We start from the raw sequence: 26,492 nt of genomic DNA, 5'->3' as shown, positions 1-26,492 counted from the left end.
CCGCATGGACCTGATGACTTACCTGCAGCACAGCTGGCCCACGTTGCTCAAGCTGACCGGCCAGCACCTGGCGCTGGTGGGCTCCGCGGTGGGGCTGGCGATCCTGGCGGGCGTGCCGCTGGGCATCCTGTGCGCGCGCTTTCGCTTCCTCGCCACACCGCTGCTCACGCTGGCCACCATCGTGCTGACCTTGCCCTCGATCGCGCTGTTCGGCCTGATGATCCCGGTGTTCGCGCGCTTCGGCCACGCGCTGGGCTATGTGCCGGCGGTGACCGCGGTGTTCCTGTATTCGCTGCTGCCGATCATGCGCAATACCTGCGTGGCGCTCGACAGCGTGGACGACGGCATCCAGGAAGCCGGCCGCGGCATCGGCATGACCACCTGGCAGCGCATGCGGCTGGTGGACCTGCCGCTGGCCGTGCCCGTGATCCTCGGCGGCGTGCGCACCGCCGTGGTGATGAATATCGGCGTGGCCACCATCGCCGCCATCATCGGCGCGGGAGGCCTCGGGGTGCTGATCCTGCAAGCGATCAGCCAGAGCAACATGAGCAAGCTGGCGGTGGGTGCCGTGCTGGTCAGCGTGCTCGCCATCGTCGCCGATGCCTGCCTGCAGTGGCTGCAGCGGGCGCTGACACCGAAAGGAATCCGCTGACATGATTGAACTCGACCAACTCACCAAGACCTTCCGCCAGAAGGACGGCGCCGAAGTGCACGCCGTCGATGCCGTTTCCATGACGGTGCCCAAGGGCGAGATCTGCGTCTTCCTCGGGCCTTCGGGCTGCGGCAAGACCACCACGCTGAAGATGATCAACCGCCTGGTCCAGCCCAGCGCCGGCCGCGTGCTGATCGATGGCGAGGACACCACCCGCGTGGACGAGGTGACGCTGCGCCGCAAGATCGGCTACGTGATCCAGCAGATCGGCCTGTTCCCCAACATGACCATCGAAGAGAACATCATGGTCGTGCCGCGCCTGCTGGGGTGGGACAAGAAGCGCAGCCGCGAGCGCGCGCGCGAGCTGATGTCGATGGTGCAGCTCGATCCGGACAAGATGCTGTCGCGCTACCCGCGCGAGCTGTCGGGCGGGCAGCAGCAGCGCATCGGCGTGATCCGCGCGCTGGCCGCGGACGCGCCGGTGCTGCTGATGGACGAGCCGTTCGGCGCGGTCGATCCGATCAACCGCGAGAGCATCCAGAACGAGTTCTTCCAGATGCAGCGCCAGCTCGGCAAGACCGTGATCATGGTCTCGCACGATATCGACGAAGCCATCAAGCTGGGCGACCGCGTGGCCGTGTTCCGCCGCGGCAAGCTGGTGCAGTTCGATCATCCCGACGCCTTGCTGGCGCATCCGGCGGACGATTTCGTGCAGGCCTTCGTCGGCCATGACAACACGCTCAAGCGCCTGCTGCTGGTGCGCGCCGGCGACGCGGCAACCATGGCGCAGAGCTGCACCCCGGACATGCCGCTGGCGCAGGCCTTCGGCATCATGGATGAAGCCGATGTGCGCCAGTTGCCGGTGGTGGACGCCGCGCAGCGCGCGCTGGGCTACGTCACGCGCCGCGATGCGCGGGGCGGGCAGGGCGCGTGCGCCGATGCGATGCGTCCCTTCAAGGCCACCGGGGCCTTCGACGAGCACCTGCGCATCGTCCTGTCGCGCATGTACCAGCACAACACCAGCTGGCTGCCGGTGCTCGATGCCGGGGGCGTGTATCTCGGCGAGGTGACGCAGGAATCGATCGCGGACTATCTCAGTTCAGGGCGCTCGCGCGGCAACGCGCCGGTGATCCGGGCGCCGCAGGCGCCGGCGCCCGTCGAGCGTGCCGCCGCCTGAGCCGGCCAAAGGTTGACGCCCCGCCGCACGTAGTCGTGGCTGTTCAGGTTGCAGCGAGGGACGCCCGGTGAACCGCATCGGGCGTCTTGCATTCCGGGGGCCGGTGCGGCCTGGTCGCAGGCCGTCTCCGCGGCTCAGAGATGGACGTGCGGCCACCGCGCCGCGTCACCGAAGAGGTTGAAGCATGCCTCGCAAGGCAGCATGAAGGCCTCGCGCGTGGAGACGAAGGAGATGTCCAGCCGGTGCGGCGTGGCAAGCTGGGAGCAGGTGTACCACCGGCAGGCGAAGCCCAGGAGCGTTGCATCCAGGTTCTCGGCCACCAGCAGCGCCTTTGGCTCCGCGCAGGGCCACGTCGCTATGTCGGGCGGCGGCATGTGGTACACGAACTGGAAAGCCAGCTGGTCGGCCGGCACGAGCGGCATGTTCAATGCCGCGACGAGCGGGGCTGGCTTCAGGACGGCCTGGATCTTGTCGAAGTTCGGCTTGGACAGCCGGCCACCGGAGAAGGCGACAACGAAGGCGTACTGGATCTTCGGGGTCTGCATGTGCATCACGGCCATGGCGATGTGACCGAGCTCGTCCGCGATGTCGGCCTTGCCGTCGATCAGATCCAATGGCGCCACGAGCTGCATGACGGCGTCTATGACCTTGATGGTCTCCGGCGTGGGGACCGGGTATCGGCCCAGCGATGCCTTGTTCTCGTCGTACTTCCGGATGATCGATTCGATCTGTGTCTGATTGAACGGCATGAGCCACCTCTTCGTTGGGCGAAACGTTCCCCGTCCGGCATGCGCGAAGCGAGCGCCGGTCTCCGGTGGATCTCCGGCCGGACGGCGCCGCCAGGGACTCGCCCCGATAGCGCCATCCACGCCGGCCGGCTGCTATCTCAGCATGACCGGGCGTCCCGCCAGCCTTGCGTAGTTATCGATGGCATCGTGAACGGGCGCCCGCTTGTAGCCGTCCTTCAGCAGCCTGACGTATTGCTCCAGGGTCGGGTTCTTCACGATCTCTTCCACGGATTCCAGCTTCAGGCTCTTGGCAACGAAATAAATGAGTTCCTGCGCCTTGAGTTCCTCCGCATCCACGAAGGACTTGGTTGCCGTAAAGCAAAATGCATTCTTGACTTCGGCAATCAGTCCATCGCCCGAGAAGTTATAGCGCCACGCCATCACATCGACACGGATCAGTGCGCCGCGCTCCAGGGCGATATACCAATTCTTGGTGGACGATTCACCGATCGATGTGCTTCCAAGAATGGCGTTGAAGGCGAACTTGATCAGCGTGGAGAACCCGTCCTTCACGTTTTTCTCGCCGCCCGAGAAAAAGGAATCGACGACTGAAGAAATTTCGTCGGCGGCCTTGTCAGTGACGCTGACCCGATATTGCTCGATATGCTCGAACATCTTGTACGGAACGATCTCCTCCCGGAATGCGTCCGGATTGCGCATCTTTTGTATCAGCTCGGAGCGGTATTTATCGAGCTCCCCCATTGCCGCCTTCTTCAAGATCTCGAGTTGCTCGCGCGCCTTCGTGTCATCCGGCTTCAACGCGTTTCGGATGGTATCCAGAACAGCCATTTTTGCTCCTCCTGTTATTCGCGGGCAGCATCGATCCATGGAAATTTAATTCCATCGATACCGGCAATGTTTTTTCATGAATGACGCAAGACAAGGCTTTCTTCGTTCGCTTCGCCTTACGGTGATTTCGATGTGAAAAATTTCAATACCTCTCGCGAGGCAGAGGTAATTTATGCGATGAAGGAAGTAGTGCAAGGCGATCGTATTCACTTGAGATGTGCGAGGCGTGCATGTCGTCAACTCGCCCCGTGCGTCGGTCGGGCCTGATACGTCGCCTTGCGAGGGGATCGATCCGGTCCGGGGGCGCTGGATCACGTCGACCGGCACCTTGGCACAGTGGGTTCGCCGTGCAGGTCGCACCTGGCACGCCGCTTGCCGCGCCGACGATGCACAGCCTTGTTGCCGGCCGGCCGCTACGACCGCGCGATGGCGTTGTGCCCTGCTCGCCTCCCCGGTGGCCGATGACGTGTTGTTCCCGGCTCAGGCCCCGCAGATCCGGCTTGCTCTCTGCGCAAGCCGTTGCGCGCTTGAAAAAATTGAGATCACGTACTTACAAGAGTTAATTCCAATTCTCCGGCGGCTCTGCAAGCATAGGCATGGCGACTGCGCAATTCGTATTGCTCCAGGCGGGCCTTCACAACTCTGGGAGATCACCATGGTACGAATACTGGCGTCGAGCCTGCTGGCGATGTCGCTCGGGGCATGCAGCACGCTCGCCCCGACACCATCGGCTCCACCGGCTGCCCCGGCATCCGCGGCCGCGCCGGCTGCCCCGGCTCCGCCGGCAGGTACGGCCCAGCCTGATGCCAAGGCAGTCAATCCGGCAGCCATCCAGGCGCTCAAGGACATGGGCACCTATCTCCAGTCGCTCAAGCGCTTCGAGGTATCGATCGAGCTGACCGGCGAGCGGGTGCTGGCCGACGGCCAGAAGCTCCAGCACACGGCGACGGCAGACCTCGAAGTGGATCGTCCGAACAAGCTGCGCACCCGCATGCATAGCGCCCGTTCCCAACGCGACCTCATCTACGACGGCAAGACGGTGACACTCTATACACCGGCGCAGAAATCCTATTCAAAGGCGGAATTCGCCGACAACCTCGCCGGGCTGGTGCGCCGCCTGAAGGAACGATTCGGCATCGAACTACCGATCGCGGACCTGTTCCTGTGGGGCACCCCCGCCGCGCCGCTCGACAATATGGAGTCGGCGATGAATGCCGGCCAGGACTTTGTCGACGGCGAGCTCTGTGATCATTACGCCTTCCGCCAGGGCGCGATCGACTGGCAGATCTGGATTGCCAACGGGACCAAGCCTCTGCCGCGCAAGCTGGTGATCACCAATCGCGCCGACGACGCGCGTCCGCAATCGGTCACCCTGCTCGATTGGAGGCTGAATCCAAAGTTCAAGGAGTCGACCTTCACCTTCACGCCGCCGAAGGGTGCCAGATTGGCCGAGTTCGTTCCCGTGAAGAACCAGTAAAGGAGAGCCGCCATGAGACAAGCATTCGGCAAGTTGTTCCTGGTGCTCCTGAGCGTTCTCGTTCTGGCGACCTATGGCTGGGCCCCTGTGGCTGAGGCGCGCGTGGGCGGCGGTGGCGGCGGTGGCGGCGGCGGCGCTCGTGGCGGCGGCGGCGCTGCAGCCGCCGCTGGAGGCGGGGGCAGGCAGATCGACAACAGGAGCGCGGACGCGCGTACCAACGATGTCCGCAGTACAAGCGTCAACAACGTCAACAACGTCAACAGGAACGTCAACGTCAACGCCAGCAAGAACGTCAACGTGAACGTCGAGGGCGGTGGTTGTTGCCACGGCGGCTGGGACAATGACTATCACCCGGTCGCGACGGCGGCCGCGGTCACGGCCACGGTTGCGGTGACTGCCGCAGTCGTGGGCTCCATGGTGCGCACCGTCCCGCCAGGGTGCGTGCCCGTCAACTACGGTGGCATGGTCTACCAGCAGTGCGGCAATACGTGGTACCAGCCGCAGGGTGGGCAGTACGTCGTGATCAGTCCACCTTACTGAGCATCCCGGGTGTTCGCATCCCGCCGGCCCAGGTGGCCGGCTGCTTCTTGGCCGGCGATCCGCTGCGGGACACGTAGATACTTAGCGTTGCTGTGCGTGCCACGCATCTGGCAGCAGCGTTGCCGAATTCGGGCGATGACGCGGCCGGCGCGTTTCAAGGCCTCGGCTGGAATGGCCAGTCCCGGTTCGCGTGACGTCTCCCGGTCTTGCCGAAAGAAAATGGGCCGGAAATTCCGGCCCATTTTCATGGCGGTGCGAGACGCGGCGCGCGCTTAGTCGCGGCCCAGCTGGCCGTCAGTGAGTCGCCATGCGCCCAGCGGATTGCCATCCTGCAGCGCCGGCGGCAGCAGCTCGACAGGCACGTTCTGGTAGCACACCGGACGCAGGAAGCGGTCGATGGCGGACGCGCCCACCGAGGTCGCGCGGGTGTCCGAGGTGGCCGGGAACGGACCGCCGTGCACCATCGCGTACGAGACTTCCACGCCGGTCGGATAGCCGTTGAACAGCACGCGRCCGACCTTGCGTTCGAGCACGGTCAGCAGGCTGGCGGCCTCGGCGCGGTCGCCGGCATCGGCTTGCACCGTGGCGGTGAGCTGGCCTTCCAGGCGGCGCGCCACGGCGAGCATTTCCTCGTGGTTGCGGCAGACCACCAGTACCGACGAGGGGCCGAAGACTTCGGCTTCCATGCGGTGGTCGCCAAGGAAGCGTTCCGCCGTGGTTTCGAACAGCGCGGGACGCGCCTGGTTGGGGCCGGTGGGCGCCAGGCCGCTGCCGATGCGGCGCAGCCCTTCGATATCGCTCAGTTGCGCCACGCCGTTGTCGTAGGCCTGGCAGATGCCGGGCGTCAGCATGGTGGCGGCAGCTTTTTCCGCCAGTGCCGCGACCGTGCCCTGGCGCAGCACGTCCAGCGCCGGGCTGTCCACTGCCAGCAGCAGGCCCGGGTTGGTGCAGAACTGCCCCACGCCCATCACCAGCGAATCCACCAGGTTGCGCGCGATCTCGGCCGCGCGTGCGTTCAGCGCCGCGGGCAGCAGGAACACCGGGTTGATGCTGCTCATCTCGGCGTAGACCGGGATCGGCTGCGGCCGGTTGTTCGCGGTCTGCACCAGGGCCAGGCCACCGCTGCGCGAGCCGGTAAAGCCGACCGCCTGGATCGACGGATTGGCCACCAGGGCGGTGCCCATGGTGAAGCCGGAGCCCACCAGCAGCGAGAACACGCCCTCCGGCAGGCCGGCATCGGCCACCGCCTTCTGGATCACGCGCCCGACCAGTTCGGAGGTGCCGAGGTGGCCCGAGTGTGCCTTGACGATGACCGGGCAGCCGGCCGCCAGCGCCGAGGCGGTGTCGCCGCCGGCCACCGAGAACGCCAGCGGGAAGTTGCTGGCGCCGAATACCGCGACCGGGCCCACGGCGATCTTCTGCAGGCGCAGGTCAGGCCGGGGCGGCGTGCGCTCGGGCAGGGCGGAGTCGAGCGTGGCCGATTGCCAGCGGCCGTCGCGCAGCACGCTCGCGAACAGGCGCAGCTGGTTGGCGGTGCGGGCACGTTCGCCCTGCAGGCGCGCGATCGGCAGCGCGCTTTCGGCATGGGCGCGCTCGATCAGCGTATCGCCCAGCGCTTCCAGGCCCGTGGCGATGGACTCCAGGAACCTGGCGCGGGCCTCGGGCGAGGTGTTGCGGTAGGTATCGAAGGCCGCTTCTGCCAGCGCGCAGGCGCGCTCGGCATCGGCCGCGTCGCCGCCGTGGAATTCCGGTGCGAGCGTTTCGCCCGTAGCCGGGTTGGTGGCATGGAGGATCTTCGCGGTGCCGCGTACGGCGCTGGCGCCGATCAGCATTTCGCCGGTGATGGTCATGAGGGTTCCTTCAACTGCGGTCAATTAAGGCGCCCGGGCAGCGGGCGGGTGACGGGCCGGGCACAGTCGCATTCGCTGCGCTTCGTTATAAGACATCCTACAACATCAGAGACCTTGCCTGCAAGCGGGAGAACCCGCGCCAGGCGGGTGCGGGGCGCGGATCAGCCGGCGTCGAGCGCGGCCGACGCCTTGCGCAGCCGTTCGCGGCTGTTGGTGAGGTGCATGCGCATCGCCGCCTTGGCGCCTTCGGGATCGCGCCGTTCGATGGCGTCGTAGATATTCTCGTGCTCGATGTTGACGCGCTCGAGATATTGCTCGCGCTCTTGCGCGCTCACGTGCAGGCGGCTGCGCGGGATCACCATGGTGCCCAGGTGGCCCATGATGTCGGTGAAATAGCGGTTGCCGGTTGCGCGCGCGATGGTCAGGTGGAATTCGAAGTCCGCGCCGACGGAGTCCTTGCCGTCGGTGGCGGTGCGCTTGAGCTCGTCCAGGGCCTGGCGCATGGTAGCCAGTTGCTCGTCGCTGCGGCGCGAGGCTGCCAGGCTGGCCGCCTCGGCTTCCAGGCTGACGCGGAATTCCAGCATGGCCAGCACGTCCATGGCGGTGACCATGGTGGCGGGATCGATGCGGAACGGCGAGGCGCTTTCGGCGGGGCGGGCCAGCACGAAGGTGCCGATGCCATGGCGCGTCTCGACCAGGCCGCTGGCCTGCAGTCGCGACAGCGCCTCGCGCACCACGGTGCGGCTGACGCCGAGCGCGCTCATGATCTCGGACTCGGTCGGGAGTTTGTCGCCCGGCTTGAGCGCGCCTTGCTGGATGCGTTCGCTCAGGCTGCTCACTGCCTCTTCGGCAAGCGTACGGCCGCGGCGCCGCAGCGGAGTGGAGGAAGCAAGCATGGGGTTTGACATGGTTGGCGGGGACTTGACCGGATCGCAATGCGCTCATTATACTTCGTCGTAAGTCATATGACGACCGATAACAGCCATCCGGCAACAAACATGCGCGGCCAGCCTTGCTGGGCGCACAATCTGCCGGAATCGCTAGCATGAGAAAGCCGGCACGATCCGGCACCGCCAAGCCCGAGACAACCCTAAGCGCAGCGTCGCCTGGTCGACCGCCGCGCTTTCCGCCGGAACCCGACATGACCCAAACGCCCAATCCCGCAAGCCACGATGCGTCGGCGACACGTTCGACGTCCGCGCCCGGCGGCACGCCGGTCGTCACCGAACTGAGCGTGGTCCCAGTGGCCGGCCACGACAGCATGCTGATGAACCTGTCCGGCGCGCATGGTCCGTTCTTCACCCGCAATATCGTCATCCTCAAGGACAGTGCCGGCAACATCGGCGTGGGCGAGGTGCCGGGCGGGGAAGCCATCCGCCAGACGCTGGAAGATGCGCGCGAACTGCTGGTGGGCCAGTCGATCGGCAACCACCAGGCGGTGCTCAACCGCGTGCGCAGCGCCTTCGCCARCCGCGACGCCGGCGGCCGCGGTCTGCAGACCTTCGACCTGCGCATCACCATCCATGCGGTGACCGCGCTCGAAGCGGCGCTGCTCGACCTGCTCGGCAAGCACCTCGGCGTGCCCGTGGCCGCGCTGCTGGGCGAAGGGCAGCAGCGCGATGCGGTGGAGATGCTGGGCTACCTGTTCTACGTCGGCGACCGTAACCGCACCACGCTCGGCTACCGCGGCGAGCCCGATGCGGACAACGCATGGTTCCGCCTGCGCAATGAAGCGGCGATGGACGCCAAGGGCGTGGTCCGGCTGGCCGAAGCCGCGTTCGAGCGCTACGGCTTCAACGACTTCAAGCTCAAGGGTGGCGTGCTGCGCGGCGACGAAGAAATGGAAGCGATCCTCGCGCTGGCCGAGCGCTTCCCCAAGGCGCGCATCACGCTCGACCCCAACGGCGCGTGGTCGCTGGCCGAGGCGGTGCGGCTGTGCCGCGACAAGCATGGCGTGCTGGCCTATGCGGAAGACCCCTGCGGCGCCGAGGACGGCTATTCGGGCCGCGAGATCATGGCCGAGTTCCGCACSGCCACGGGCCTGCCCACCGCCACCAACATGATCGCCACCGACTGGCGCCAGATGGGCCATGCGGTGCGCCTGCAATCGGTGGACATTCCGCTGGCCGACCCGCATTTCTGGACCATGCAGGGTTCGGTGCGCGTGGCGCAGATGTGTGCCGAGTGGGGTCTCACGTGGGGCTCGCATTCCAACAACCATTTCGATATCTCGCTGGCCATGTTCACGCACGTGGCCGCCGCCGCGCCGGGCCGCGTCACCGCCATCGACACGCACTGGATCTGGCAGGACGGCGAGCGCCTGACCAAGGCGCCGCTCAAGATCGAGAATGGCAAGGTGGCCGTGCCCACGGCGCCGGGCCTGGGCGTGGAACTCGACGTGGAGCAGCTGGCGCTGGCGCACGAACGCTACAAGAGCATGGGGCTGGGCGCGCGCGACGACGCTGTCGCCATGCAGTTCCTGATCCCGGGCTGGAAGTTCAACAACAAGGCGCCGTGCATGGTCCGGTAGGGGTGCCGTCCTCCCGCCTGGAACGCCAACAATAAAAAAGCGGTATCAATCAGAAGTCGAAAGCTCGCGACATCAAGAAATCCAACAAGAAACCAGGAGACAACGATGACCAAGTTCCAGCAACCCGCCGCGCGGCGCAGGCTGTTCAAGCTTGCCGGGGCGCTGATCGCCGCCCTGGCGGCAGCCGGCAGCATGACCGCCGCCGCTGCGCAGACGTGGCCGACCAAAGCCGTATCGGTGGTGGTGCCGTTCCCGGCCGGCGGCTCCACCGACACCATTGCGCGCATGCTGGCGGTGCCGCTCAACGAGAAGCTCGGCCAGCCATTTGTGGTGGACAACCGCCCGGGCGCGACCGGTGCCATCGGCGCGACCATGGTCAAGCGCGCGCCCGCCGACGGTTACACGCTGATGGTGGCGTCGATCGGCGTGTACGCCGTGAACCCCTTCCTGCAGAAGAACCTGCCCTACGATCCGGCCAAGGATTTCGACCTGCTGACGGTGGCCGTGCGCGCGCCCAACGTGCTGGTGACCAAGCCTGATTTCCCGGCCAAGAACCTGCAGGAACTGGTTGCGTACATGAAGAAGAACCCGGGCAAGGTCGCCTTCGCCACCTCCGGCGCGGGTTCGTCGGACCACCTGACCGCGGCGCTGTTCTGGCAGAAATCCGGCACCGACGGACTGCACGTGCCGTACAAGGGCGGCGCGCCCGCGATCTCCGACCTGTTGGCGGGGCAGGTGGACGCCTCGTTCCAGAACGTCAACGCGGTGCTGCAGCATATCCGCAGCGGCAAGCTCAAGGCGCTGGCCGTGACCGGCGACAAGCGCTCGGCGGTGCTACCCAATGTGCCGACCATGGCAGAAGGCGGCGTGAAGGAAGTGGACGTCTACTCGTGGCAGGGCGTGGCCGCGCCGCGCGGGCTGCCCAAGGACGTCAAGGGCAAGCTGCACGCCGCGCTGGTCAGCGCGCTGGCCGAACCGCAGATGCGGCAGAAGCTGGCCGAAAGCGGTTTCGAGGTCGTCGCCAATACGCCCGAGCAGTTCGACCAGTTCGAGAAACAGGAACTGCAGCGCTGGAAGACCGTGATCGAAGCCGGGAAGATCACCAGCGAATAAATCCACGCCACGCCGATGGCGGGGCGCACCGGTTTCACGCTCCTTGGCCCTGCTTCACGGCAGGGCTTTTTTATTGGGCGGACGCGGGCGTTGCCTGTCGCGCAGGCTGGCAGCAAAGCCTGTTACGCTTGTTGGCATGCACCGCCCCAGGATCCGCCTCTGCAAGTCGCCGCCGTGTCTGCTGATCGAGACCCGCTGGCTGGTGCCGCGCCGCTTCGACGGATTCGCGCCCGGCCCGCTGATCTTGCTGCGGCCCGGCGCGAGCCATGCGCTGATCGAGCACGAGAAGGTCCATGTGCGCCAATTCTGGCGCTCCGGTGGCCTGATGGGCGTGCTCTACCTGCTCAGCCCGCGCTGGCGCCTGCGTTTCGAACTGGAGGCCTACCGCGAACAGCTCAGGCACTGCGAGCCATCCGCGGCGCGCCAGTTCGCCCGCATGCTGTCTCGTCACTACCGCCTGAAGATCTCCGAGGAGCAGGCGTACCGCCTGCTGACGATGCCGGCCGGAGAGTGACGTTCACCATGGCATGCGCATCAGTGATGGCCGCCGCCTCCGCCGCCTCCGCCGCCGCCATGGAAGCCGCCGTGGAAGCCACCACCGCCCCCATGGAACCCGCCGCCATGAAATCCGCCACGGAAGCCACCGCCGACGCGCATCCCGGGCGCACGGAAGAACGCGTGTGCGACATGGTGGGCATGATGGAAGCGATCGATGAAGATCACGCCGCCAAACGCCACGCCATATGGTGCCCAATACCACGGGTCATAGTAGGGCGCGGCGTAGGTAATCACGCCCGCGTCGCCGGTGTCGACCATCTGCCAGCTGCCATCGGGTTGCAGGCAGGCCAGGCCCTGGACTTGCTGCAGGACGCCGTTGATCACGGCCTGTCCCGACATCTCCTCGCAGGGTGGGCCTGATATGTCCTGGCCTGCCGCCGGCAGGCCAAAGCCGAGGGCGGCCAGTGCCGCCGCCGCGGCTGCGAAATGCTTGCCCATGGTTGTTCATCCCGAGCGAGAACTCCCGACGTCACGATACGGCCTACGGCGCTGGTTTTCCGGGGGAGGGGCGAGAGCGGTGAAAGCGGTCTGTGATCGCAGCGCCCCGTTCCGGCATGTCCGTATGGAATCCGGTCTTATCTGAAGGCACATCGGTTTGCCTGCGGGTCCCGTTTCCGTGTCCATCGCGGAACGGTCCTGCACACGATGTAAACGGATCAGGTGCCGGCTTTATTCCCCCGGAGCACGGGATTTATCGGCCACCGCTCAACGCCATTCCTCGGGGGCGCCGCCCAGGCTGCCGCACACGTCCAGTGCAATCTCCCGCAGGCGCGGCTCGGTGCTTTGTCCCGAAACGGCATAGCCCGCGCCGCCGGTGGCCCAGTAGAAGGTGCGCCTTTCATTCTCGCGCAACACGCTGACCGAGGGATGCGTGGAGGAGGCAGAGGCGATGTACAGGGTCAGCCGCTCTCCCGCCGGGTTCTCGTACATCAACTGCGCCGCGGGGCCGGTTGCGCCGGGCAGCAGCCGGCCACCCATCAGCTTGTAGCCGAAGTCGTCCAGCACCGGGATGGTCAGCGTGCGCGACAGCCGGCGCGACAGCCATGCCACGAGATGAGCCTGGTCGGATGCGGGCACCTCGACCGGGTGGCGTTGCTCGACGGCAAAGACCGCATAGGCCAGGTCGGCATGGCGGGCAAAGGCAGCGGGGTCGGCCGCGGCACCCGGCAAGCGGGCGGCGCCCGTGCCGAGCGCCAGGCCGACGACCAGGCACCCCAGCGCCGCTGCGCCACGCCACCACCAGTTCGGCCGCGCGCGCACCACCAGGTAGCGCGCATCGTGCTGCGGCGGAAACAGCGCCTTGAGCGCGGCGCACTGGCGCCGGTAGTCGGCCACCCGCGCGGTGGCCTGCTCGTCATGCGCCAGCCCGGCCAGGGCTTCGGCTTGTGCCCGTGGCGACAACTCACCGTCTACCAGGGCCGACAGACGTTCGAGGTCCGGCTCCGGCGGCGTGGCAGGATCGCGATCGTCGGTCATGACGTGCTCCTCACGGCTTTGAGTTGGGTGGGGCGCTGGCCGGCGCCATCCTGGAGAAGGGCGCGCAGGTGCTCGCGCGCGCGCGACAGTCTCGACATCACGGTACCCACGGGCACCTGCAGGATCGCGGCGGCCTCCCGGTAGCTCAGTTGCTCCAGCGCCACCAGCAACAGCACCTCGCGCTGGTCCGGAGGCAGCCGGTACAGCGCGCGCTGCACATCGCGCAACAGCAATCCCTCGATCTGCTGGTCCGGCGATTCCAGCCGCTCCCAGAGCGGGTCGCCGTCATCGACGGTGAACTCATGCCGCTTGCGCAACTGGTCGATATAGAGGTGGCGCAGCACGGTCAACAGCCAGGCGCGCGTATTCTTGTGGGCGCGCAGCGAGGCCCAGCCGAGTGCGCGCTCAACGGTGTCCTGCACGAGGTCGTCCGCCCAGGCGGCGTCGCCCGTCAGCGCGCGCGCATAGCGCCGCAGTTGCGGTAGCCAGGCCGCCAGATCTTGCTCCAGGCTCACCGCAGCCAGCCGGCCAGGCTGCCCGGTCGGCTGCCGCTGTAGCAAGGGGCGGGCGAGCCGCCGGTGAAATATGGCGCCGGCGCCATGGCGGCGGGCAGCACGGCCGGAATCAGGCGAAGCACTTCCAATTCGATCTCCTCGTGTCCTGCCCTGGATTGCCAGGCTGATGCATGAGGCAGGACTCCGGCGACCGGCCGCAGTGTCGATCGATCTCCTCGACATCGCGTCTGTCCTCACACCGGGTTCCGTTCGGCCTGCCCAATACGGTAAACGAGCCGCGACCGGGATTTATTCCCGCCGCTCGGGCAGGAGGCGCAGGGCGTTGATGCGGTCATCAAGCGATCACGCGATCGAGACGCGCAGGGCCGTTCAGTGTTCAAGCGCCGTGCACGGGCTTGCGGGCATCAAGGGGGGAAGGTCGGCACGCATGCCGCCGGGGGCGACCAGCGCTCGTGGCCGGCGCGCGTGCCGCTTGCCAAGGCGGGAGCGCAATGACGCAACCCGCAGGCCGCCGTGTGACAGGGAAACTGGCGGAAGCGGTGAGATTCGAACTCACGGATGGGTCACCCCATCGGCAGTTTTCAAGACTGCTGCCTTAAACCACTCGGCCACGCTTCCGGGAAGGAAAGAGCGCGCATTATAGCAAGGGAGCTGCGCCTGGTCGCGTGCTCTTGGGCAGGATTGCCTGATGTGGTCTTGTCGGTGTCTGTCGGACAGGGCGGAACCTTCGAAGTGGTGCCGGGCTCCTATGATGCGTGGGGGGGCGCATGGCGACAGGGCCGCGTTCCCCGGCTTTCGGCAATGCAAGCCATTGCGGTCAACATTGCGGTCAATCGAGGAGGATATTTGATGAAGGGCAAAATTCTGGTGGGTGTGGCGGCAGCGGTCGCCGTGGCGGGTCTGGCCGGATGCGCGGCACCGGGCGGCGGCTACAGCGGTGGCTATAACGGTGGGTATGGCGGCGGCTACAACAACGCCCCGCCGCCTCCGCCGCAGCAGCAGCCCGCCTACCAGACTCCGGGCGCCACCACCTACCAGGCGCCACCCGGATCGGTGCTGTACGGCCGGGTCGAGTCGATCGAGCCGGTCACCACGCAGCAAAGCAGTTCGGGCCTGCTGGGCACCGTGATCGGCGGCGTTGCCGGCGGCTTGCTGGGACACCAGATCGGCGGCGGCACCGGCAATACCGTCGCCACCATCGGCGGCGCGGTCGTGGGTGGCGTGGCAGGCAACCAGGTCGAGAAGCGTGCCAGCAGCGGCACCGAGACCGTCTATCGCGTCAACGTGCGTCTCGACGATGGCCGCATGGCCACGGTCACGCAGCGCAATGTGAGCAATCTGCGCATCGGCGCCCGCGCCCAGGTTGCCAACGACATGGCAATGCCCTATTGATCGAAGGTGCCGCACGATGCAATCGGCCACCCGCGAGGGTGGCCGTTTTGCTTGCAGGGGCGCTGCCGGGGCTCAGCCCTTCAGGAACATCTCCTGCAGGTCGTTGAGGAAGCGGCGCCCCAGCTCGGTGGGCCTGATGGTGGCCAGATCGGCTTCGAGCAGGCCCTTTTTCTCGGCGGCGGCCAGGTCGCGGCTGATGGTATGCAGCGGCAGGCCGGTGTGGTCGAAGAAGGTGCTGGCCGGCACGCCGTCGGTCAGGCGCAGCGCGTTGAGCATGAACTCGAAGGGGAGATCCGCCGCGGCGACGTCGTGGCTTTCCTGCACTGCGTTGCCGGCCATGGCCTGCGCCATGTAGGTGGCCGGATGCTTGTGGCGCATCTGGCGCAGCACGCGGTGCGGGAACGAGAGCTTGCCGTGCGCGCCGGCGCCGATGCCGAGGTAGTCGCCGAAGCGCCAGTAGTTCAGGTTGTGGCGCGCTTCGCGATGGGGCCTGGCATAGGCCGAGGTCTCGTAGTGCCGGTAGCCGGCCTGCGCGGTGCGCGCCTCGATCAGGTCCTGCATCTCGTAGGCGCTGTCGTCGTCCGGCAGCGCGGGCGGGAACTTGGCGAACAAGGTGTTCGGCTCGAGCGTCAGGTGGTACAGCGACAGGTGCGTGGTGCCGAACGAGAGCGCGGTTTCCAGGTCCTGCACGCATTCCGCCAGGGTCTGCCCCGGCAGCGCGTACATCAGGTCCAGGTTGACGTTATCGAAGTTGGCCAGCGCGATGCCGATGGCGGCACGCGCCTCGTCGCCGCCGTGGATGCGCCCGAGCGCGGCGAGGTGGCGGTCGTTGAAGCTCTGGATGCCGATCGACAGGCGGTTGATGCCGCTGGCGCGGTAGCTGGCGAAGCGCTCGGCCTCGAAGGTGCCGGGATTGGCCTCCATCGTGATCTCGGCGTCGGCATCGAGCGGCAGCAGCGCGCGGATGTCGGACAGCAGGCGGTCCATGCCGGCGGCCGACAGCAGGCTCGGCGTGCCGCCGCCGATGAACACGGTATGGACCTGGCGGCCCCATACCAGCGGCAGCGATTGTTCCAGGTCCGCCCGCAGCGCATCGAGATAGGCGTCTTCCGGGATATCGTGGCTGCCGTCCGCGCCGGGCACGGCATGGGAGTTGAAGTCGCAGTACGGGCACTTGCGCACGCACCACGGGATATGCACGTAGAGCGAGAGCGGCGGCGACGCCGGCAGCGAGAGCTGGCCGGGCTGCAGCCACAGCGACTTGGTGTCCGCCGGCGCGCTCGCCGCGCCCACGGGAATGATCGGGATCATGGCTGGCCGTGCTGGCCCGAGGCGCGCAAGCGTTCGGTCAGCACCTTGAGCGCCAGCGCGCGGTGGCTGACGGCGTTTTTCTCCTCGGGGCTCAGCTCGGCCGCGGTCTTGCCGATCTGCGGCAGCAGGAAGTGCGGGTCGTAGCCGAAGCCGGCATTGCCGCGCGGTGCGTCGACCACCTCGCCGGCCCACACGCCTTCGGCGATGACCGGGCGCGGATCGTCGGCGTGGCGCACCAGCACCAGCACGCAGTAGTAGTAGGCATGGCGGTTGAGCTTGCCGGCCAGCTGCGAGATCAGGTGCGCGTTGTTGGCGGCATCGGACTTTGCCTTGCCCACCAGTTGCGCGTAGCGCGCAGAGTAGACGCCCGGCGCGCCGTCCAGTGCGTCCACGCAGATGCCGGAGTCGTCGGCCAGCGCCGGCAGGCTGGCCAGGCGGCTGGCGTGGCGCGCCTTGGCGAGCGCGTTCTCGACGAACGTGGCGAAAGGCTCTTCGGCTTCGGGGATGCCAAGCTGGCCTTGCGGCACCACGTCATAGCCCAGCGGCGCCAGCAGGGCGCCGAACTCGCCGAGCTTGCCGGGGTTGTTGGAGGCGAGGACCAGGCGTTGCATTGCGTTCACCGTATGGGATCCAGCCATCAGGCCAGGCCCAGCGCGCGGCGCTGGTGCGTCACCAGGTCGGCGATGCCCTGCTCGGCCAGGCGGGTCATGGCGTCGAGATCGGCGCGGCTGAACGGCGCGCCCTCGGCGGTGCCCTGCACTTCGACGAAGCCGCCGCTGCCGGTCATCACGACGTTCATGTCGGTGTCGCAGCCGCTGTCCTCGGCGTAGTCGAGGTCGAGGACGGCCACGCCGTCCACCATGCCGACCGACACGGCCGCGACGAAGTCGCGGATCGGGCTGGTCTTGATCAGGCCGTCGCGCAGCATCGCGGAGACGGCATCGTGCGCGGCCACGAAGGCGCCGGTGATGGCCGCCGTGCGCGTGCCGCCATCGGCCTGCAGGACGTCGCAATCGAGGTGGATGGTGTATTCGCCCAGCGCGGCGAGATCGAACACCGAGCGCATGGCACGGCCGATCAGGCGCTGGATTTCCTGCGTGCGGCCGGTCTGCTTGCCGCGCGCGGCCTCACGGTCCGAGCGGGTATGGGTGGCGCGCGGCAGCATGCCGTACTCGGCGGTGACCCAGCCTTCGCCGCTGCCTTTCTTGTGCGGGGGCACCTTGCTCAGCACACTGGCCGTGCACAAGACCTTGGTGTCGCCAAACGCACTCAGGACGGCACCTTCGGCGTGGCGGGTGTAGTGACGGGTCAGGGTGATAGGGCGCAGCGCATCGGCAGCGCGTCCACTTGGTCGCATGGGGGATTTTTTCTCGGGAGACAGTCCAGGAGCGGGATTTTACCGCCGCCAGGCCGCGCGCGCCCGTTCGGCGTCTGCATGGCGCGCGGATGGCGCGCCATTCCCGGCTTTTTGCGCGAAGAGTGGCTTATGCGGTACCCCCTGGCCGGATTGCCCGGCCCCGCTCAGCGCATGAAGTTGGTGGTCTTGTCGATCGCGGCGCGGATCTCGGCGATGGAGCGCTCGATTTCCTCCTCCGACAGCAGGTCGGTGTCGCCGCCGTTGTTCTCGAGGATGGAGGTGGTGAAGGTGTTGAGCGGCAGGGTTTCGGTCGCTACCGCCTCTTCGTTGGAGAGATGCGCGTCCAGTTCCCACATCATGGCGATGGCGGTGGTGTTGTCCGCGCCTTCGCCGGCATTCTCCAGGGCCTGCTCGATCAGGTCGGGGATGGCGTGCACCACCGACAGGTGGGTCACCTTGTCGACCAGCAATTGCTCTTCGATGCTGCCCCACAGGCCGTCCGAGCACAGCAGGGCGACATCGCCGGGCTCCAGGCGCAGCGGTCCGCCGATGTCGATCAGCGGCAGGTTGGGGGAGCCCAGGCAGTTGTAGAGCTTGTTGCGTTCGGGGTGGTTGGCCACCTGCATCGGCAAGACGCGCTCCTGCTGCAGCAGGTTCTCGATCTTGGAGTGGTCACGCGTGCGGGTCAGCAGGCTGCCCTTGCGCACCAGGTACAGCCGGGAGTCGCCGGCGTGCGCCCAATGGATCTGGCCGTTCTGCACCAGGCAGCAGACTACCGTCGTGCGCGGCACGTCGGCCAGGCCGTTGGCCTCCGCATAGCGATGGATTTCCCGGTGGGCCAGCATGATGGTGTCCTGCAGGAAATCGGCAGGGTTGCGGATCGACGGCCGGGCCTGCGCCTGGAACTGGCGGGCCAGGGTCTGCAGTGCCTGCTGCGCGGCGACCTCGCCGAGCGCATGGCCGCCGAGGCCGTCGGCCAGCACCATCAGCAGGGCATCGCGCGTGAAGCAATACCCCATGCGGTCCTGGTTGATGCGGCGGCCGCCTTTTCTGCTTTCCTGGTAGACGGAGAATCGCATGTTGGCTGTTGGGGTCGGTTTCTCGAGGGCGGCACTGGGCGCCCTGGTTGTGATTTATTCGCCGCCTGCGCCGATTTCTCCGGCGGGGACGCCGGCGGCAGGTTCGTCGCGCTTGCGCAGCAGCGTCAGGAAGCGGCTGGCGATGGGGCGTTCGGCCGTGGTGGGGGCTGGCGCGCTGGCGGCGGCCTGCTCGCCCAGCGCGTTGGTCTGCTCGCGCAATTCCTTCTGCAGCCGGAACACGCTCTGCGGCCGCTCGGACGGGGTCAGCCGCAGGCACCATTCGACCAGGTCGACCAGGCCGTCGGTGTAGCTGGTGCGCAGGCGCGTGAGCGATTCGGCCATGCGGTCATCCTTCTCGCGCTGGTTCGCCTCCTGCGGCGGCATGCCGGCCATGCAGGCGTAAAGCGTGGCGCCGAGGCTGTAGATGTCGGTCCAGGGGCCAAGATCGCTGTGCTTGCCGTAGAGTTCGGGCGCGGCGAAGCCGGGCGTGTACATGGGCTGGAAGCGCGCCGCCTCCATGGTCAGGATCTGCCGCGCGGCGCCGAAATCCAGCAGGATCGGTGATTCGTCCTCGCGCAGATAGATATTGCCGGGCTTGATGTCGAGGTGCAGCAGCTTGTGGATATGGACCTCGCGCAGGCCGCTCATCAGCGCGTGGAAGACCTTGCGGATGAAATGCTCGCGCAGGACCTTGGCCCGGCCTTGCTGGCGCGCATGCAGGATGTGTTCCTGCAGCGTCTTGCCCAGCTCGTAATTCATCACCATGTAGACGGTGGAATTCTCGCGGAAGAAGTTCACCACGCGCACGACGCTGGGGTGCGAGATGCGCGCCAGCGAGCGGCCTTCCTCGAAGAAATACTTGAGCCCGAGCCGGAACGACGCGGCGCTTTCTTCCGGTACCACCGGGATCAGCTCGCCAGGCTTGCGGCGCGCCAGCGACGACGGCAGGTACTCCTTGATGGCGACGGGCGAGCCGGTCTCGTCAGTGGCGAGGTACACGAAACTGAACCCCCCGCTGGCCAACTTCTTTACAATACGATAGTTGGACAGCAGCGTGCCAATGGGCAGCGGTGCGCTCTTCGGAGGTATTGCGCCCTTGGACTCTGTCATAGGATTCGGGACCTTGATTGCCTCCGGATTGTCCTGACTAATCGATGACTTGTAAAGAACACAATTGCGGCCATTTTTGGCCCTCTTTCCGGCGTTCGAACGGCGCAAGAGCGGGGCAGCAGGCTCCCCGTGCCGCCAGAACCCATGCGGCCAGCCGGCCATTTCGCGAGACTATTCAATGATCCACAGCATGACAGGCTACGGCCTGGCGACGCGCCAGGCGCCGCTGACCGACGCGCACGGCGCGCCGACCGGCAGGACGGCTTCCGTTTCGGTCGAATTCCGTACTGTCAACTCGCGATTCCTCGACCTGTTCTTCCGGGCCCCCGAAGAATGCCGCGCCTTCGAGCCGGCCCTGCGCGAAATGCTCATGGGCAAGCTGTCGCGCGGCAAGCTGGAGTGCCGTATCAACCTGCAGCGTGCCGAGGCCGGAACGGGCGGCGCCACGCTGGCGCTCAACGACGCGCTGCTGACGCAGATCCGTGCAATGGAGGCGACGGTGGCGGCCACCTTCACCCAGGCCGGCACGCTGCGCATGGGCGAGATCCTGCGCTGGCCTGGCGTCCTGGTCGAGCCCGAGCTGTCGCAGGATGCGCTGCGCGAAGCCGTGACCGGGGCCGCCAGGGACGCGCTGGCCCAGTTGCTGGAAGCGCGCCGGCGCGAGGGCGACGCGCTCAAGGCCACGCTGGAAGAACGCATCGACACCATGCTCGCCATCGTCGAGCGGCTCACGCCCGCTATTCCGCAACTGATCGCGCAACACCAGGAGAAGCTGACGGAGCGTCTGCAGGAAGCGTTCAACCTGGTCGCGCCGAACGGCATGACCTCGATGAGCCGCGACGAGATCGGCGAGCGCATCCGCCAGGAAGCCACGGTCTACGGCATCCGCATCGACATCGCCGAGGAGCTCTCGCGCCTGCAGGCCCACCTGAACGAAACCCGCCATATCCTCAAGAAGGGCGGCCAGGTCGGCAAGCGGCTCGATTTCATGATGCAGGAGCTCAACCGCGAGGCCAACACGCTGGGTTCCAAGGCCGCCGCCAAGGAACTGGCCGATGCCTCCATGGAGCTCAAGCTGCTGATCGAGCAGATGCGCGAACAGATTCAGAACCTCGAATAACCATCATGAGTGAAACCATGCCCCACGTCGCCATCGATACCGCCTATCCCGGCAACCTGTTCATGGTGGTGGCACCTTCCGGCGCAGGCAAGTCCACGCTGGTCAACGCGCTGCTGGCGCAGGATTCGGCCATCCGCCTGTCGATTTCCCACACCACCCGCGCGCCGCGTCCCGGCGAGCAGGATGGCCGCGAATATCACTTCACCACGGTGGATGCCTTCCGCGCGGCGCGTGACCGCGGGGAGTTCCTCGAGTGGGCCGAGGTGCATGGCAACTACTACGCCACCTCGCGCGTCTGGATCGAGCAGCAGATGGCCCAGGGCAACGACGTGCTGCTGGAAATCGACTGGCAGGGCGCGCAGCAGGTGCACCAGCGCTTCTCCAACGCCATGGAGATCTTCATCCTGCCGCCGTCGCTGTCAGCGCTCGAGGAGCGCCTGAACAAGCGCGGCCAGGACGAGCCCAAGGTGATCGTGCGGCGGCTGCTTGCCGCGGGCAGCGAGATGGCGCACGCCTCCGAGTCGGACTACGTCATCATCAACGAGGTTTTCGAGCAGGCACTGGAGCAGCTGCGCTGCGTGATCCGTGCAACCCGTCTGCGGTTTTCATCGCAGAAGGCACGCCACACCGAGCTGTTCATCGAGCTCGGAATTCATTGAGCCGGAGCGCGCGGGAACGTTTTTTGCCGCGTGCTGTAAAATAGCCGGCATCGCATAGGTTTTGTCCCAAGGTGGATTTGATATGGCGCGTATTACCGTCGAAGATTGTCTGAAACACATCCCGAACCGTTTCGAGCTCGCGCTCGCGGCGACCTACCGGGCCCGTCAGCTGGTGCAGGGTCACACACCCAAGGTCGAGGCCAAGGACAAGCCCACCGTGGTGGCGCTGCGCGAGATCGCCTCGGGCCAGGTCGGCATCGAGATGCTCAAGAAGGTACCTACCTGATCTTCGGGCGGCCGTGGCCAGTCTTCGCAATGCGTACCTTTGCATTCAGCACTTGCTGCATCTGCTAACGTACCTGTCCGCGAACACGATTGCACAGCCAGATTTCAGAGGCCGCCCTTATGTCTTCATCCCAGCCTTCTCCTCCTGCCGCAACGGCGAGCCCCACGGCCGCGCCGGCGCGCTCGCACGGAGAAGGGCCTGGTGATGCGGGCGGCGACGCAATGCCGCCCGTTCCGCGCAAGCGTGCCGGGAGCGGTCAGCCGAACGTGACCGCACGCACAGGCGCTCCCAATCTTCCTGATCCGCTCGGCGACAATGTCGTTGGCGAGCGTGGTGTCGCGCCCGCAATGGGCTCGGGCAAGGGCAGGGCCGCGCACGCCGCGGCCGAAGGCGAGCTGAACGAGGCGCCTGTCGCAGCCGCGTCGGGCGACGCGTTGTTCATCGACGCAGTGCTGGCGCAGTCCTACCGCCACTTCTTCGGTCCTACCTCGCAGCCCGCGGTGCCGCCGCGCCAGCAGGTGATCTCGATCACCCGGCTGATGGAAAAGCTCGCCTACCTCAAGCCGGTCGACCAGGCCATCGTGCGCGAGGCCTTCCAGTTCTCCGACGAGGCCCACCTGGGGCAATACCGGCAGAGCGGCGAGCCCTACATCACGCATCCGGTGGCGGTGGCCGAGCTGTGCGCGGACTGGAAGCTCGATGTCCAGTCCATCATGGCGGCGCTGTTGCACGACGTGATGGAAGACCAGGGCATCACGAAGAGCGAGCTGGCCGAGAAATTCGGCCCGAAGGTGTCGGAACTGGTCGATGGCCTGACCAAGCTGGACAAGCTCGAATTCCAGAGCCGCGAGCAGGCGCAGGCGGAAAGCTTCCGCAAGATGCTGCTGGCCATGGCGCGCGACGTGCGGGTGATCCTGGTCAAGCTGGCCGACCGCACCCACAATATGCGCACGCTCGATTTCGTGCCGCCCGAAAAGCGGCGCCGGATCGCGCTCGAGACCATGGAGATCTACGCGCCGATCGCGCACCGGCTCGGTCTCAACACCACCTACCGCGAACTGCAGGAACTGTCCTTCAAGGTCGGCTCGCCGTTCCGCTACGCCACGCTCGAAAAAGCGGTCAAGGCCGCGCGCGGCAACCGGCGCGAGGTGGTCAGGCGCATCCTGGAGACGGCGCAGAAAGCGCTGGGCGACGCGGGCATCGTGGCCGAACTGTCCGGGCGCGAAAAGACCCTGTACAGCATCTACCGCAAGATGCACGACAAGCAGTTGTCGTTTTCGCAGGTGCTGGATGTCTATGGTTTCCGCGTGGTGGTGGAAACGCAGATGCATTGCTATATGGCGATGGGCGCGCTGCATGGCTTGTACAAGCCCATGCCGGGCAAGTTCAAGGACTATATCGCCATCCCCAAGATCAACGGCTACCAGTCGCTGCACACCACGCTGGTGGGTCCGTTCGGCACGCCGGTGGAGTTCCAGATCCGCACGCGCGACATGCACCAGATCGCGGAAGCCGGCGTGGCCGCGCACTGGATGTACAAGCACCAGGCCGACCAGGCCAACGACATCCAGCAGCAGGCCCACCAGTGGCTGCAGTCGCTGCTCGATATCCAGAGCCAGACCGGGGATTCGCAGGAATTCCTCGAGCACGTCAAGATCGATCTGTTCCCCGACGCGGTCTACGTGTTCACGCCCAAGGGGCATATCCGCGCGCTGCCGCGCGGCGCCACCGCGCTTGATTTCGCCTATGCCGTGCACAGCGACCTGGGCAACCAGTGCGTCGCGGTCAAGATCAACAACGAGCTGCTGCCGCTGCGCACCGAGCTCAAGAGCGGCGACATCGTCGAGGTGGTGACGGCGCCGTACTCCAAGCCCAACCCGGCGTGGCTGGCGTTCGTGCGCACCGGCAAGGCGCGCGCGGCAATCCGCCACTATCTCAAGACCACGCGGCTCGACGAAGCCATCCAGCTCGGCGAGCGCCTGCTGGAGCAGTCCGCGCGCCAGCTCGGCATCGAACTGAAGGCGCTACCGCAATCGGTATGGGACCGCATGGTGCAATGGACCGGCAACAAGCACCGCGAGGACATCTTCGCCGACCTGGCGCTGGGGCGGCGCGTGCCCGCCGTGGTGGCCAAGCGCATGGAAATCCTGTTGCAGGAACTGTCCGGCGATGTCGACAGCGCCTTGCTCGCCGCGGTGCAGACCTTCGCCGGCGACGAAGCGCCGGCGGTGCCGATCACCGGCGACGAAGGCATGTCGATGATCTTCTCGGCATGCTGCCGCCCGATTCCCGGCGACTCCATCGTCGGCTACCTGGGCAAGGGTGAAGGCCTGCAGATCCACGTGCAGGACTGCAAGGTGGCCAAGCGCCTGCACAGCAAGGATCCCGAGCACTGGATCGACGTGATGTGGGCGCGCAAGACCACGCGTGCCTTCGATGTCTCGATCAAGGTGATGGTGCGCAACGTCAAGGGCATCGTCGCCCGCGTGGCGGCGGACCTGACCTCGGCCGACGCCAACGTGGCGCACGTCGCGATGGAGCAGCAGGAGGGCGGCCACCAGGAAGCCACCTATATGCAGTTCATCATCCAGGTGCAGAATCGCCTGCACCTCGCGAACGTCATGCGGGCGCTCAGGCGCAATCCCGACGTGATCCGCATCTTCCGCGACCGCAACGACAGCTGACGTGCCTGCGGCCGGGGTTCACGCCTTGTCCGGTTGCGCAGCGGCCCGCGCCGGGTAGCGGACTTCCAGGATATCGATCTGCTCGACTCCGCCGGGCGTGCGCAAGGGGACGGTGTCGCCCTCGCGCGCCTTGATCAGCGCGCGCGCGATCGGGGAGATCCAGCTCACGTGGTTGCTGTCGAGGTCCACCTCGTCCATGCCGACGATGGTGATGGTGGTTTCCTCGCCCGCCTGGTTGGCGTAGGTCACCGTGGCGCCGAAGAAGATCTGGTCGTTGTCGCCCTGCAGGGAGGCGTCCACCACCTCGGCCTTGTCCAGGCGCCGGGTCAGGAAGCGGATGCGGCGATCGATCTCGCGCAGGCGCTTCTTCCCGTAGTGGTAGTCGCCATTCTCCGAGCGGTCGCCGTTGGACGCCGCCCACGACACGATCTGGACCACCTCGGGGCGTGCCGCATCGATCAGGTGCATCAGCTCGTCGCGCAGGCGCTGGTAGCCTTGCGCCGAGATGTAGTTCTTGCTGCCCGGCGGCAGCGGGGTTGCGCCTTCGGGGAGGTCGTCGTCCTCGTCGTCGGACGACTCTTTGACAAATGCCTTGTTCATGGTGTGAATCACTTCGAGAGGGCTCTCATTATAGAAAGTCCGGGTGCGCTGTCAGAAAAAGCGAAAAAAAGCACAAAGGGGGTTCACAAACTCTGAAAGTACGATATAATTTCCTTCTCGAGTGCGGCTGTAGCTCAGTTGGATAGAGTACTTGGCTACGAACCAAGGGGTCGTGGGTTCGAATCCTGCCAGCCGCACCACCTATTAAAAGGGCTTCCAGAAATGGAAGCCCTTTTTCATTTCTGGCTCCATTTTCTGCATTTCCGGGCTCCGTTTCCGGATCTGCTTGTCCCGCCCGAACTCCCCGATCCCCTCCCCGGTTCCGCCCATTCTACGTCGGCCTCGCTTCCGGCAATGCGCGCGCTCGCGCAAGCGATTCAGAGTCTTCGCATCGCGAGGGGGATTGCGGATCGCTAATCTCTGATCCGGCGCGCAACCGATGCGCGCTTGTCTCTCGATCGCTTCCGCGCAGCCTTGCTTCCGGCAGTTCGTGCAGGGCGATCGCATTCTCCGAACGCATCCCTTGGGAGCTTCCTCGATGCGACCTTTGCCCTGGTTCGTTCTTGCCTTGCTGTTTGCCATGCTGGCGGGCGCCGCCCGGCGCCCGCCACGTAGCCGCATTTCGTGTGTGCCACTGCCTGCGCCGGCTTGCCGCCCGGCTGGCAGGGGCAAGCCGCGCGGCGGCATTGCCGGGGGCGGCCCGATGCAGGCTCACGGCGAGCGTGCGTGCGGCTTGCTGCTTGGCCTGCTCCACGACGGACGCTTCGATGGCGACGTGCGCGGGCTCGGCACAGGTGCCGAGCCGCGCGCGCAGGCCCATGCGCTTGCCGATGGCTGGCATATCCATACGCCCGGCGAAGCGCGGGGCACGCTGGCCTGGTTGCTGGAGGAGGGGCATCGCGCGTTGTATCCACAGGTTTGCCGGATCCTGTTCACCGCGCCGCGCGCGGCGCGCGAGCGGGAGATCGTGCTGCTTGACCAGTTCTTCGATCCCGTGCGCCTGGCGCGGTGCATCGACAATCTGGAGCGAGCGCTGCCGGGGCTGCGCGCGGATGGCTTCGTCGCCTCGGGTGAGGACCTCGCTCGCGGCGTGCTGGCATGGGACATGAGCCGCGCCGTCCATGTCGCGCGCATGGCCTATGACTGCGGGATGCAGAGCGAAGTGCAGGCCTGGGCTGTGATCGAGCGCGCGGCGGCACAAGTGTTCGCGCAGTTCGCGTCGTGGGAGCATGTCATGCATAGCTATCTGCTCGGGCGTGCGATGTGGGGCGGCCCCGATGGCGGGCTCACGCACCATATGTCGTTTGCGAGAGCCTGCATCGACGATCCCGCCAGCCCCTGGCGCGCCACGCCTTACCCCGGCCGTATCGCGATGTAGGCCTACGCCGCCTTGCTTGCCCGCGACGCGCGGGCTAGGCTGGAGCGGAGG

At 66.5% G+C, this 26,492-nt stretch carries 27 protein-coding genes and 2 tRNA genes; 14 read left to right on the top strand and 15 right to left on the bottom strand.

Annotated features, from left to right (window positions below):
* The first annotated feature begins 4 nt into the window (after positions 1 to 4).
* Entirely contained in the window at positions 5 to 652 is a 648-nt protein-coding gene (locus tag AC1DK4_RS07675; protein ID WP_441612454.1) for an ABC transporter permease, read from the top strand.
* A 1-nt stretch (position 653) separates the two neighbouring features.
* A complete protein-coding gene (locus AC1DK4_RS07670; RefSeq protein WP_441612453.1) occupies positions 654 to 1,829 on the top strand; it encodes an osmoprotectant ABC transporter ATP-binding protein OsmV in 1,176 nt (391 codons plus the stop codon).
* Between the two features lie 134 nt (positions 1,830 to 1,963).
* On the opposite strand, the gene AC1DK4_RS07665 is transcribed toward AC1DK4_RS07670, so the two are convergent.
* Both AC1DK4_RS07665 and AC1DK4_RS07660 read right to left on the bottom strand, forming a co-directional pair.
* Positions 1,964 to 2,578, bottom strand: a complete 615-nt coding sequence (locus tag AC1DK4_RS07665; protein WP_441612452.1) for a hypothetical protein — start codon at positions 2,576 to 2,578, stop codon at positions 1,964 to 1,966.
* A 132-nt stretch (positions 2,579 to 2,710) separates the two neighbouring features.
* Positions 2,711 to 3,406, bottom strand: coding sequence for a hypothetical protein (locus AC1DK4_RS07660; protein ID WP_441612451.1), 696 nt, complete (start codon positions 3,404 to 3,406; stop codon positions 2,711 to 2,713).
* 226 nt (positions 3,407 to 3,632) lie between these two features.
* On the opposite strand from AC1DK4_RS07660, the gene AC1DK4_RS07655 reads away from it, so the two are divergent.
* On the top strand, positions 3,633 to 4,883 hold the full coding sequence (locus AC1DK4_RS07655) for a DUF2092 domain-containing protein (RefSeq protein WP_441612450.1): 1,251 nt from the start codon (positions 3,633 to 3,635) through the stop codon (positions 4,881 to 4,883).
* A 12-nt stretch (positions 4,884 to 4,895) separates the two neighbouring features.
* Complete coding sequence (locus tag AC1DK4_RS07650) at positions 4,896 to 5,423, top strand: hypothetical protein (RefSeq protein WP_441612449.1); 528 nt, start codon at positions 4,896 to 4,898, stop codon at positions 5,421 to 5,423.
* Between the two features lie 272 nt (positions 5,424 to 5,695).
* On the opposite strand, the gene AC1DK4_RS07645 is transcribed toward AC1DK4_RS07650, so the two are convergent.
* Entirely contained in the window at positions 5,696 to 7,273 is a 1,578-nt protein-coding gene (locus tag AC1DK4_RS07645; protein WP_441612448.1) for an aldehyde dehydrogenase (NADP(+)), read from the bottom strand.
* A gap of 161 nt (positions 7,274 to 7,434) precedes the next feature.
* Entirely contained in the window at positions 7,435 to 8,181 is a 747-nt protein-coding gene (locus AC1DK4_RS07640; RefSeq protein ID WP_441612447.1) for a FadR/GntR family transcriptional regulator, read from the bottom strand.
* A gap of 233 nt (positions 8,182 to 8,414) precedes the next feature.
* Here AC1DK4_RS07640 and gudD point away from each other — a divergent pair, with 233 nt between their 5' ends.
* From gudD to AC1DK4_RS07625, 3 genes are all read left to right on the top strand, one after another.
* Entirely contained in the window at positions 8,415 to 9,803 is a 1,389-nt protein-coding gene (gudD, locus tag AC1DK4_RS07635; protein WP_477131452.1) for a glucarate dehydratase, read from the top strand.
* A gap of 105 nt (positions 9,804 to 9,908) precedes the next feature.
* The gene (locus tag AC1DK4_RS07630; protein ID WP_441612444.1) at positions 9,909 to 10,916 is read left to right on the top strand and encodes a Bug family tripartite tricarboxylate transporter substrate binding protein; all 1,008 of its coding nucleotides are present in this window, start codon (positions 9,909 to 9,911) and stop codon (positions 10,914 to 10,916) included.
* 136 nt (positions 10,917 to 11,052) lie between these two features.
* Positions 11,053 to 11,430 carry a hypothetical protein gene (locus AC1DK4_RS07625; RefSeq protein WP_441612443.1) on the top strand — a complete coding sequence of 126 codons (378 nt, stop codon included), beginning with the start codon at positions 11,053 to 11,055 and terminating at the stop codon, positions 11,428 to 11,430.
* Positions 11,431 to 11,450: 20 nt separating this feature from the next.
* Here the strand turns inward: AC1DK4_RS07625 and AC1DK4_RS07620 are convergent, their stop codons facing one another.
* The 5 genes from AC1DK4_RS07620 to AC1DK4_RS07600 form a co-directional block, all read right to left on the bottom strand.
* Positions 11,451 to 11,912, bottom strand: coding sequence for a hypothetical protein (locus tag AC1DK4_RS07620; protein WP_441612442.1), 462 nt, complete (start codon positions 11,910 to 11,912; stop codon positions 11,451 to 11,453).
* Between the two features lie 267 nt (positions 11,913 to 12,179).
* A complete protein-coding gene (locus AC1DK4_RS07615; RefSeq protein ID WP_441612441.1) occupies positions 12,180 to 12,950 on the bottom strand; it encodes an anti-sigma factor family protein in 771 nt (256 codons plus the stop codon).
* Positions 12,947 to 13,465 carry an RNA polymerase sigma factor gene (locus AC1DK4_RS07610; RefSeq protein ID WP_441612440.1) on the bottom strand — a complete coding sequence of 173 codons (519 nt, stop codon included), beginning with the start codon at positions 13,463 to 13,465 and terminating at the stop codon, positions 12,947 to 12,949. Before AC1DK4_RS07610 ends, AC1DK4_RS07615 begins: the two co-directional genes overlap by 4 nt.
* A complete protein-coding gene (locus AC1DK4_RS07605; RefSeq protein WP_441612439.1) occupies positions 13,462 to 13,593 on the bottom strand; it encodes a hypothetical protein in 132 nt (43 codons plus the stop codon). Before AC1DK4_RS07605 ends, AC1DK4_RS07610 begins: the two co-directional genes overlap by 4 nt.
* 400 nt (positions 13,594 to 13,993) lie before the next feature.
* Positions 13,994 to 14,083 (bottom strand) — tRNA-Ser (locus tag AC1DK4_RS07600).
* A 231-nt stretch (positions 14,084 to 14,314) separates the two neighbouring features.
* Here AC1DK4_RS07600 and AC1DK4_RS07595 point away from each other — a divergent pair.
* Positions 14,315 to 14,857 (top strand): outer membrane lipoprotein, encoded by a 543-nt coding sequence (locus AC1DK4_RS07595; RefSeq protein WP_441612438.1) that lies wholly within the window; start codon positions 14,315 to 14,317, stop codon positions 14,855 to 14,857.
* A 72-nt stretch (positions 14,858 to 14,929) separates the two neighbouring features.
* On the opposite strand, the gene hemW is transcribed toward AC1DK4_RS07595, so the two are convergent.
* The 5 genes from hemW to AC1DK4_RS07570 form a co-directional block, all read right to left on the bottom strand.
* Positions 14,930 to 16,168, bottom strand: a complete 1,239-nt coding sequence (gene hemW / locus AC1DK4_RS07590) for a radical SAM family heme chaperone HemW (RefSeq protein ID WP_441612437.1) — start codon at positions 16,166 to 16,168, stop codon at positions 14,930 to 14,932.
* Entirely contained in the window at positions 16,165 to 16,779 is a 615-nt protein-coding gene (gene rdgB / locus AC1DK4_RS07585; RefSeq protein ID WP_441612436.1) for an RdgB/HAM1 family non-canonical purine NTP pyrophosphatase, read from the bottom strand. Before rdgB ends, hemW begins: the two co-directional genes overlap by 4 nt.
* A 26-nt stretch (positions 16,780 to 16,805) precedes the next feature.
* The gene (gene rph, locus AC1DK4_RS07580; protein WP_441612435.1) at positions 16,806 to 17,525 is read right to left on the bottom strand and encodes a ribonuclease PH; all 720 of its coding nucleotides are present in this window, start codon (positions 17,523 to 17,525) and stop codon (positions 16,806 to 16,808) included.
* Between the two features lie 164 nt (positions 17,526 to 17,689).
* Positions 17,690 to 18,604 carry a PP2C family protein-serine/threonine phosphatase gene (locus AC1DK4_RS07575; protein ID WP_441612433.1) on the bottom strand — a complete coding sequence of 305 codons (915 nt, stop codon included), beginning with the start codon at positions 18,602 to 18,604 and terminating at the stop codon, positions 17,690 to 17,692.
* 54 nt (positions 18,605 to 18,658) lie between these two features.
* Entirely contained in the window at positions 18,659 to 19,714 is a 1,056-nt protein-coding gene (locus tag AC1DK4_RS07570; protein ID WP_441612432.1) for a serine/threonine protein kinase, read from the bottom strand.
* Between the two features lie 178 nt (positions 19,715 to 19,892).
* On the opposite strand from AC1DK4_RS07570, the gene AC1DK4_RS07565 reads away from it, so the two are divergent.
* The 4 genes from AC1DK4_RS07565 (at position 19,893) to AC1DK4_RS07550 (ending at position 24,463) form a co-directional block, all read left to right on the top strand.
* A complete protein-coding gene (locus AC1DK4_RS07565; RefSeq protein ID WP_441612431.1) occupies positions 19,893 to 20,834 on the top strand; it encodes a YicC/YloC family endoribonuclease in 942 nt (313 codons plus the stop codon).
* 5 nt (positions 20,835 to 20,839) lie between these two features.
* A complete protein-coding gene (gene gmk, locus AC1DK4_RS07560; RefSeq protein ID WP_441612430.1) occupies positions 20,840 to 21,493 on the top strand; it encodes a guanylate kinase in 654 nt (217 codons plus the stop codon).
* Positions 21,494 to 21,575: 82 nt separating this feature from the next.
* Positions 21,576 to 21,779, top strand: coding sequence for a DNA-directed RNA polymerase subunit omega (rpoZ, locus tag AC1DK4_RS07555; protein ID WP_006578656.1), 204 nt, complete (start codon positions 21,576 to 21,578; stop codon positions 21,777 to 21,779).
* Positions 21,780 to 22,045: 266 nt separating this feature from the next.
* The gene (locus AC1DK4_RS07550) at positions 22,046 to 24,463 is read left to right on the top strand and encodes a RelA/SpoT family protein (RefSeq protein WP_441612429.1); all 2,418 of its coding nucleotides are present in this window, start codon (positions 22,046 to 22,048) and stop codon (positions 24,461 to 24,463) included.
* Positions 24,464 to 24,481: 18 nt separating this feature from the next.
* Here the strand turns inward: AC1DK4_RS07550 and greB are convergent, their stop codons facing one another.
* A complete protein-coding gene (gene greB, locus AC1DK4_RS07545) occupies positions 24,482 to 25,063 on the bottom strand; it encodes a transcription elongation factor GreB (protein WP_441612428.1) in 582 nt (193 codons plus the stop codon).
* A gap of 123 nt (positions 25,064 to 25,186) precedes the next feature.
* Here greB and AC1DK4_RS07540 point away from each other — a divergent pair.
* Positions 25,187 to 25,263: transfer RNA gene (locus AC1DK4_RS07540), tRNA-Arg, on the top strand.
* Between the two features lie 428 nt (positions 25,264 to 25,691).
* Positions 25,692 to 26,441 carry a DUF1266 domain-containing protein gene (locus AC1DK4_RS07535; protein ID WP_441612427.1) on the top strand — a complete coding sequence of 250 codons (750 nt, stop codon included), beginning with the start codon at positions 25,692 to 25,694 and terminating at the stop codon, positions 26,439 to 26,441.
* The last annotated feature ends 51 nt before the right edge of the window (positions 26,442 to 26,492 follow it).

This window comes from Cupriavidus sp. 05N38 (assembly GCF_056397345.1).
The sequence above is the reverse complement of the archived record's forward strand: the minus strand, read 5'-3'. Positions and strand labels throughout refer to the sequence as shown.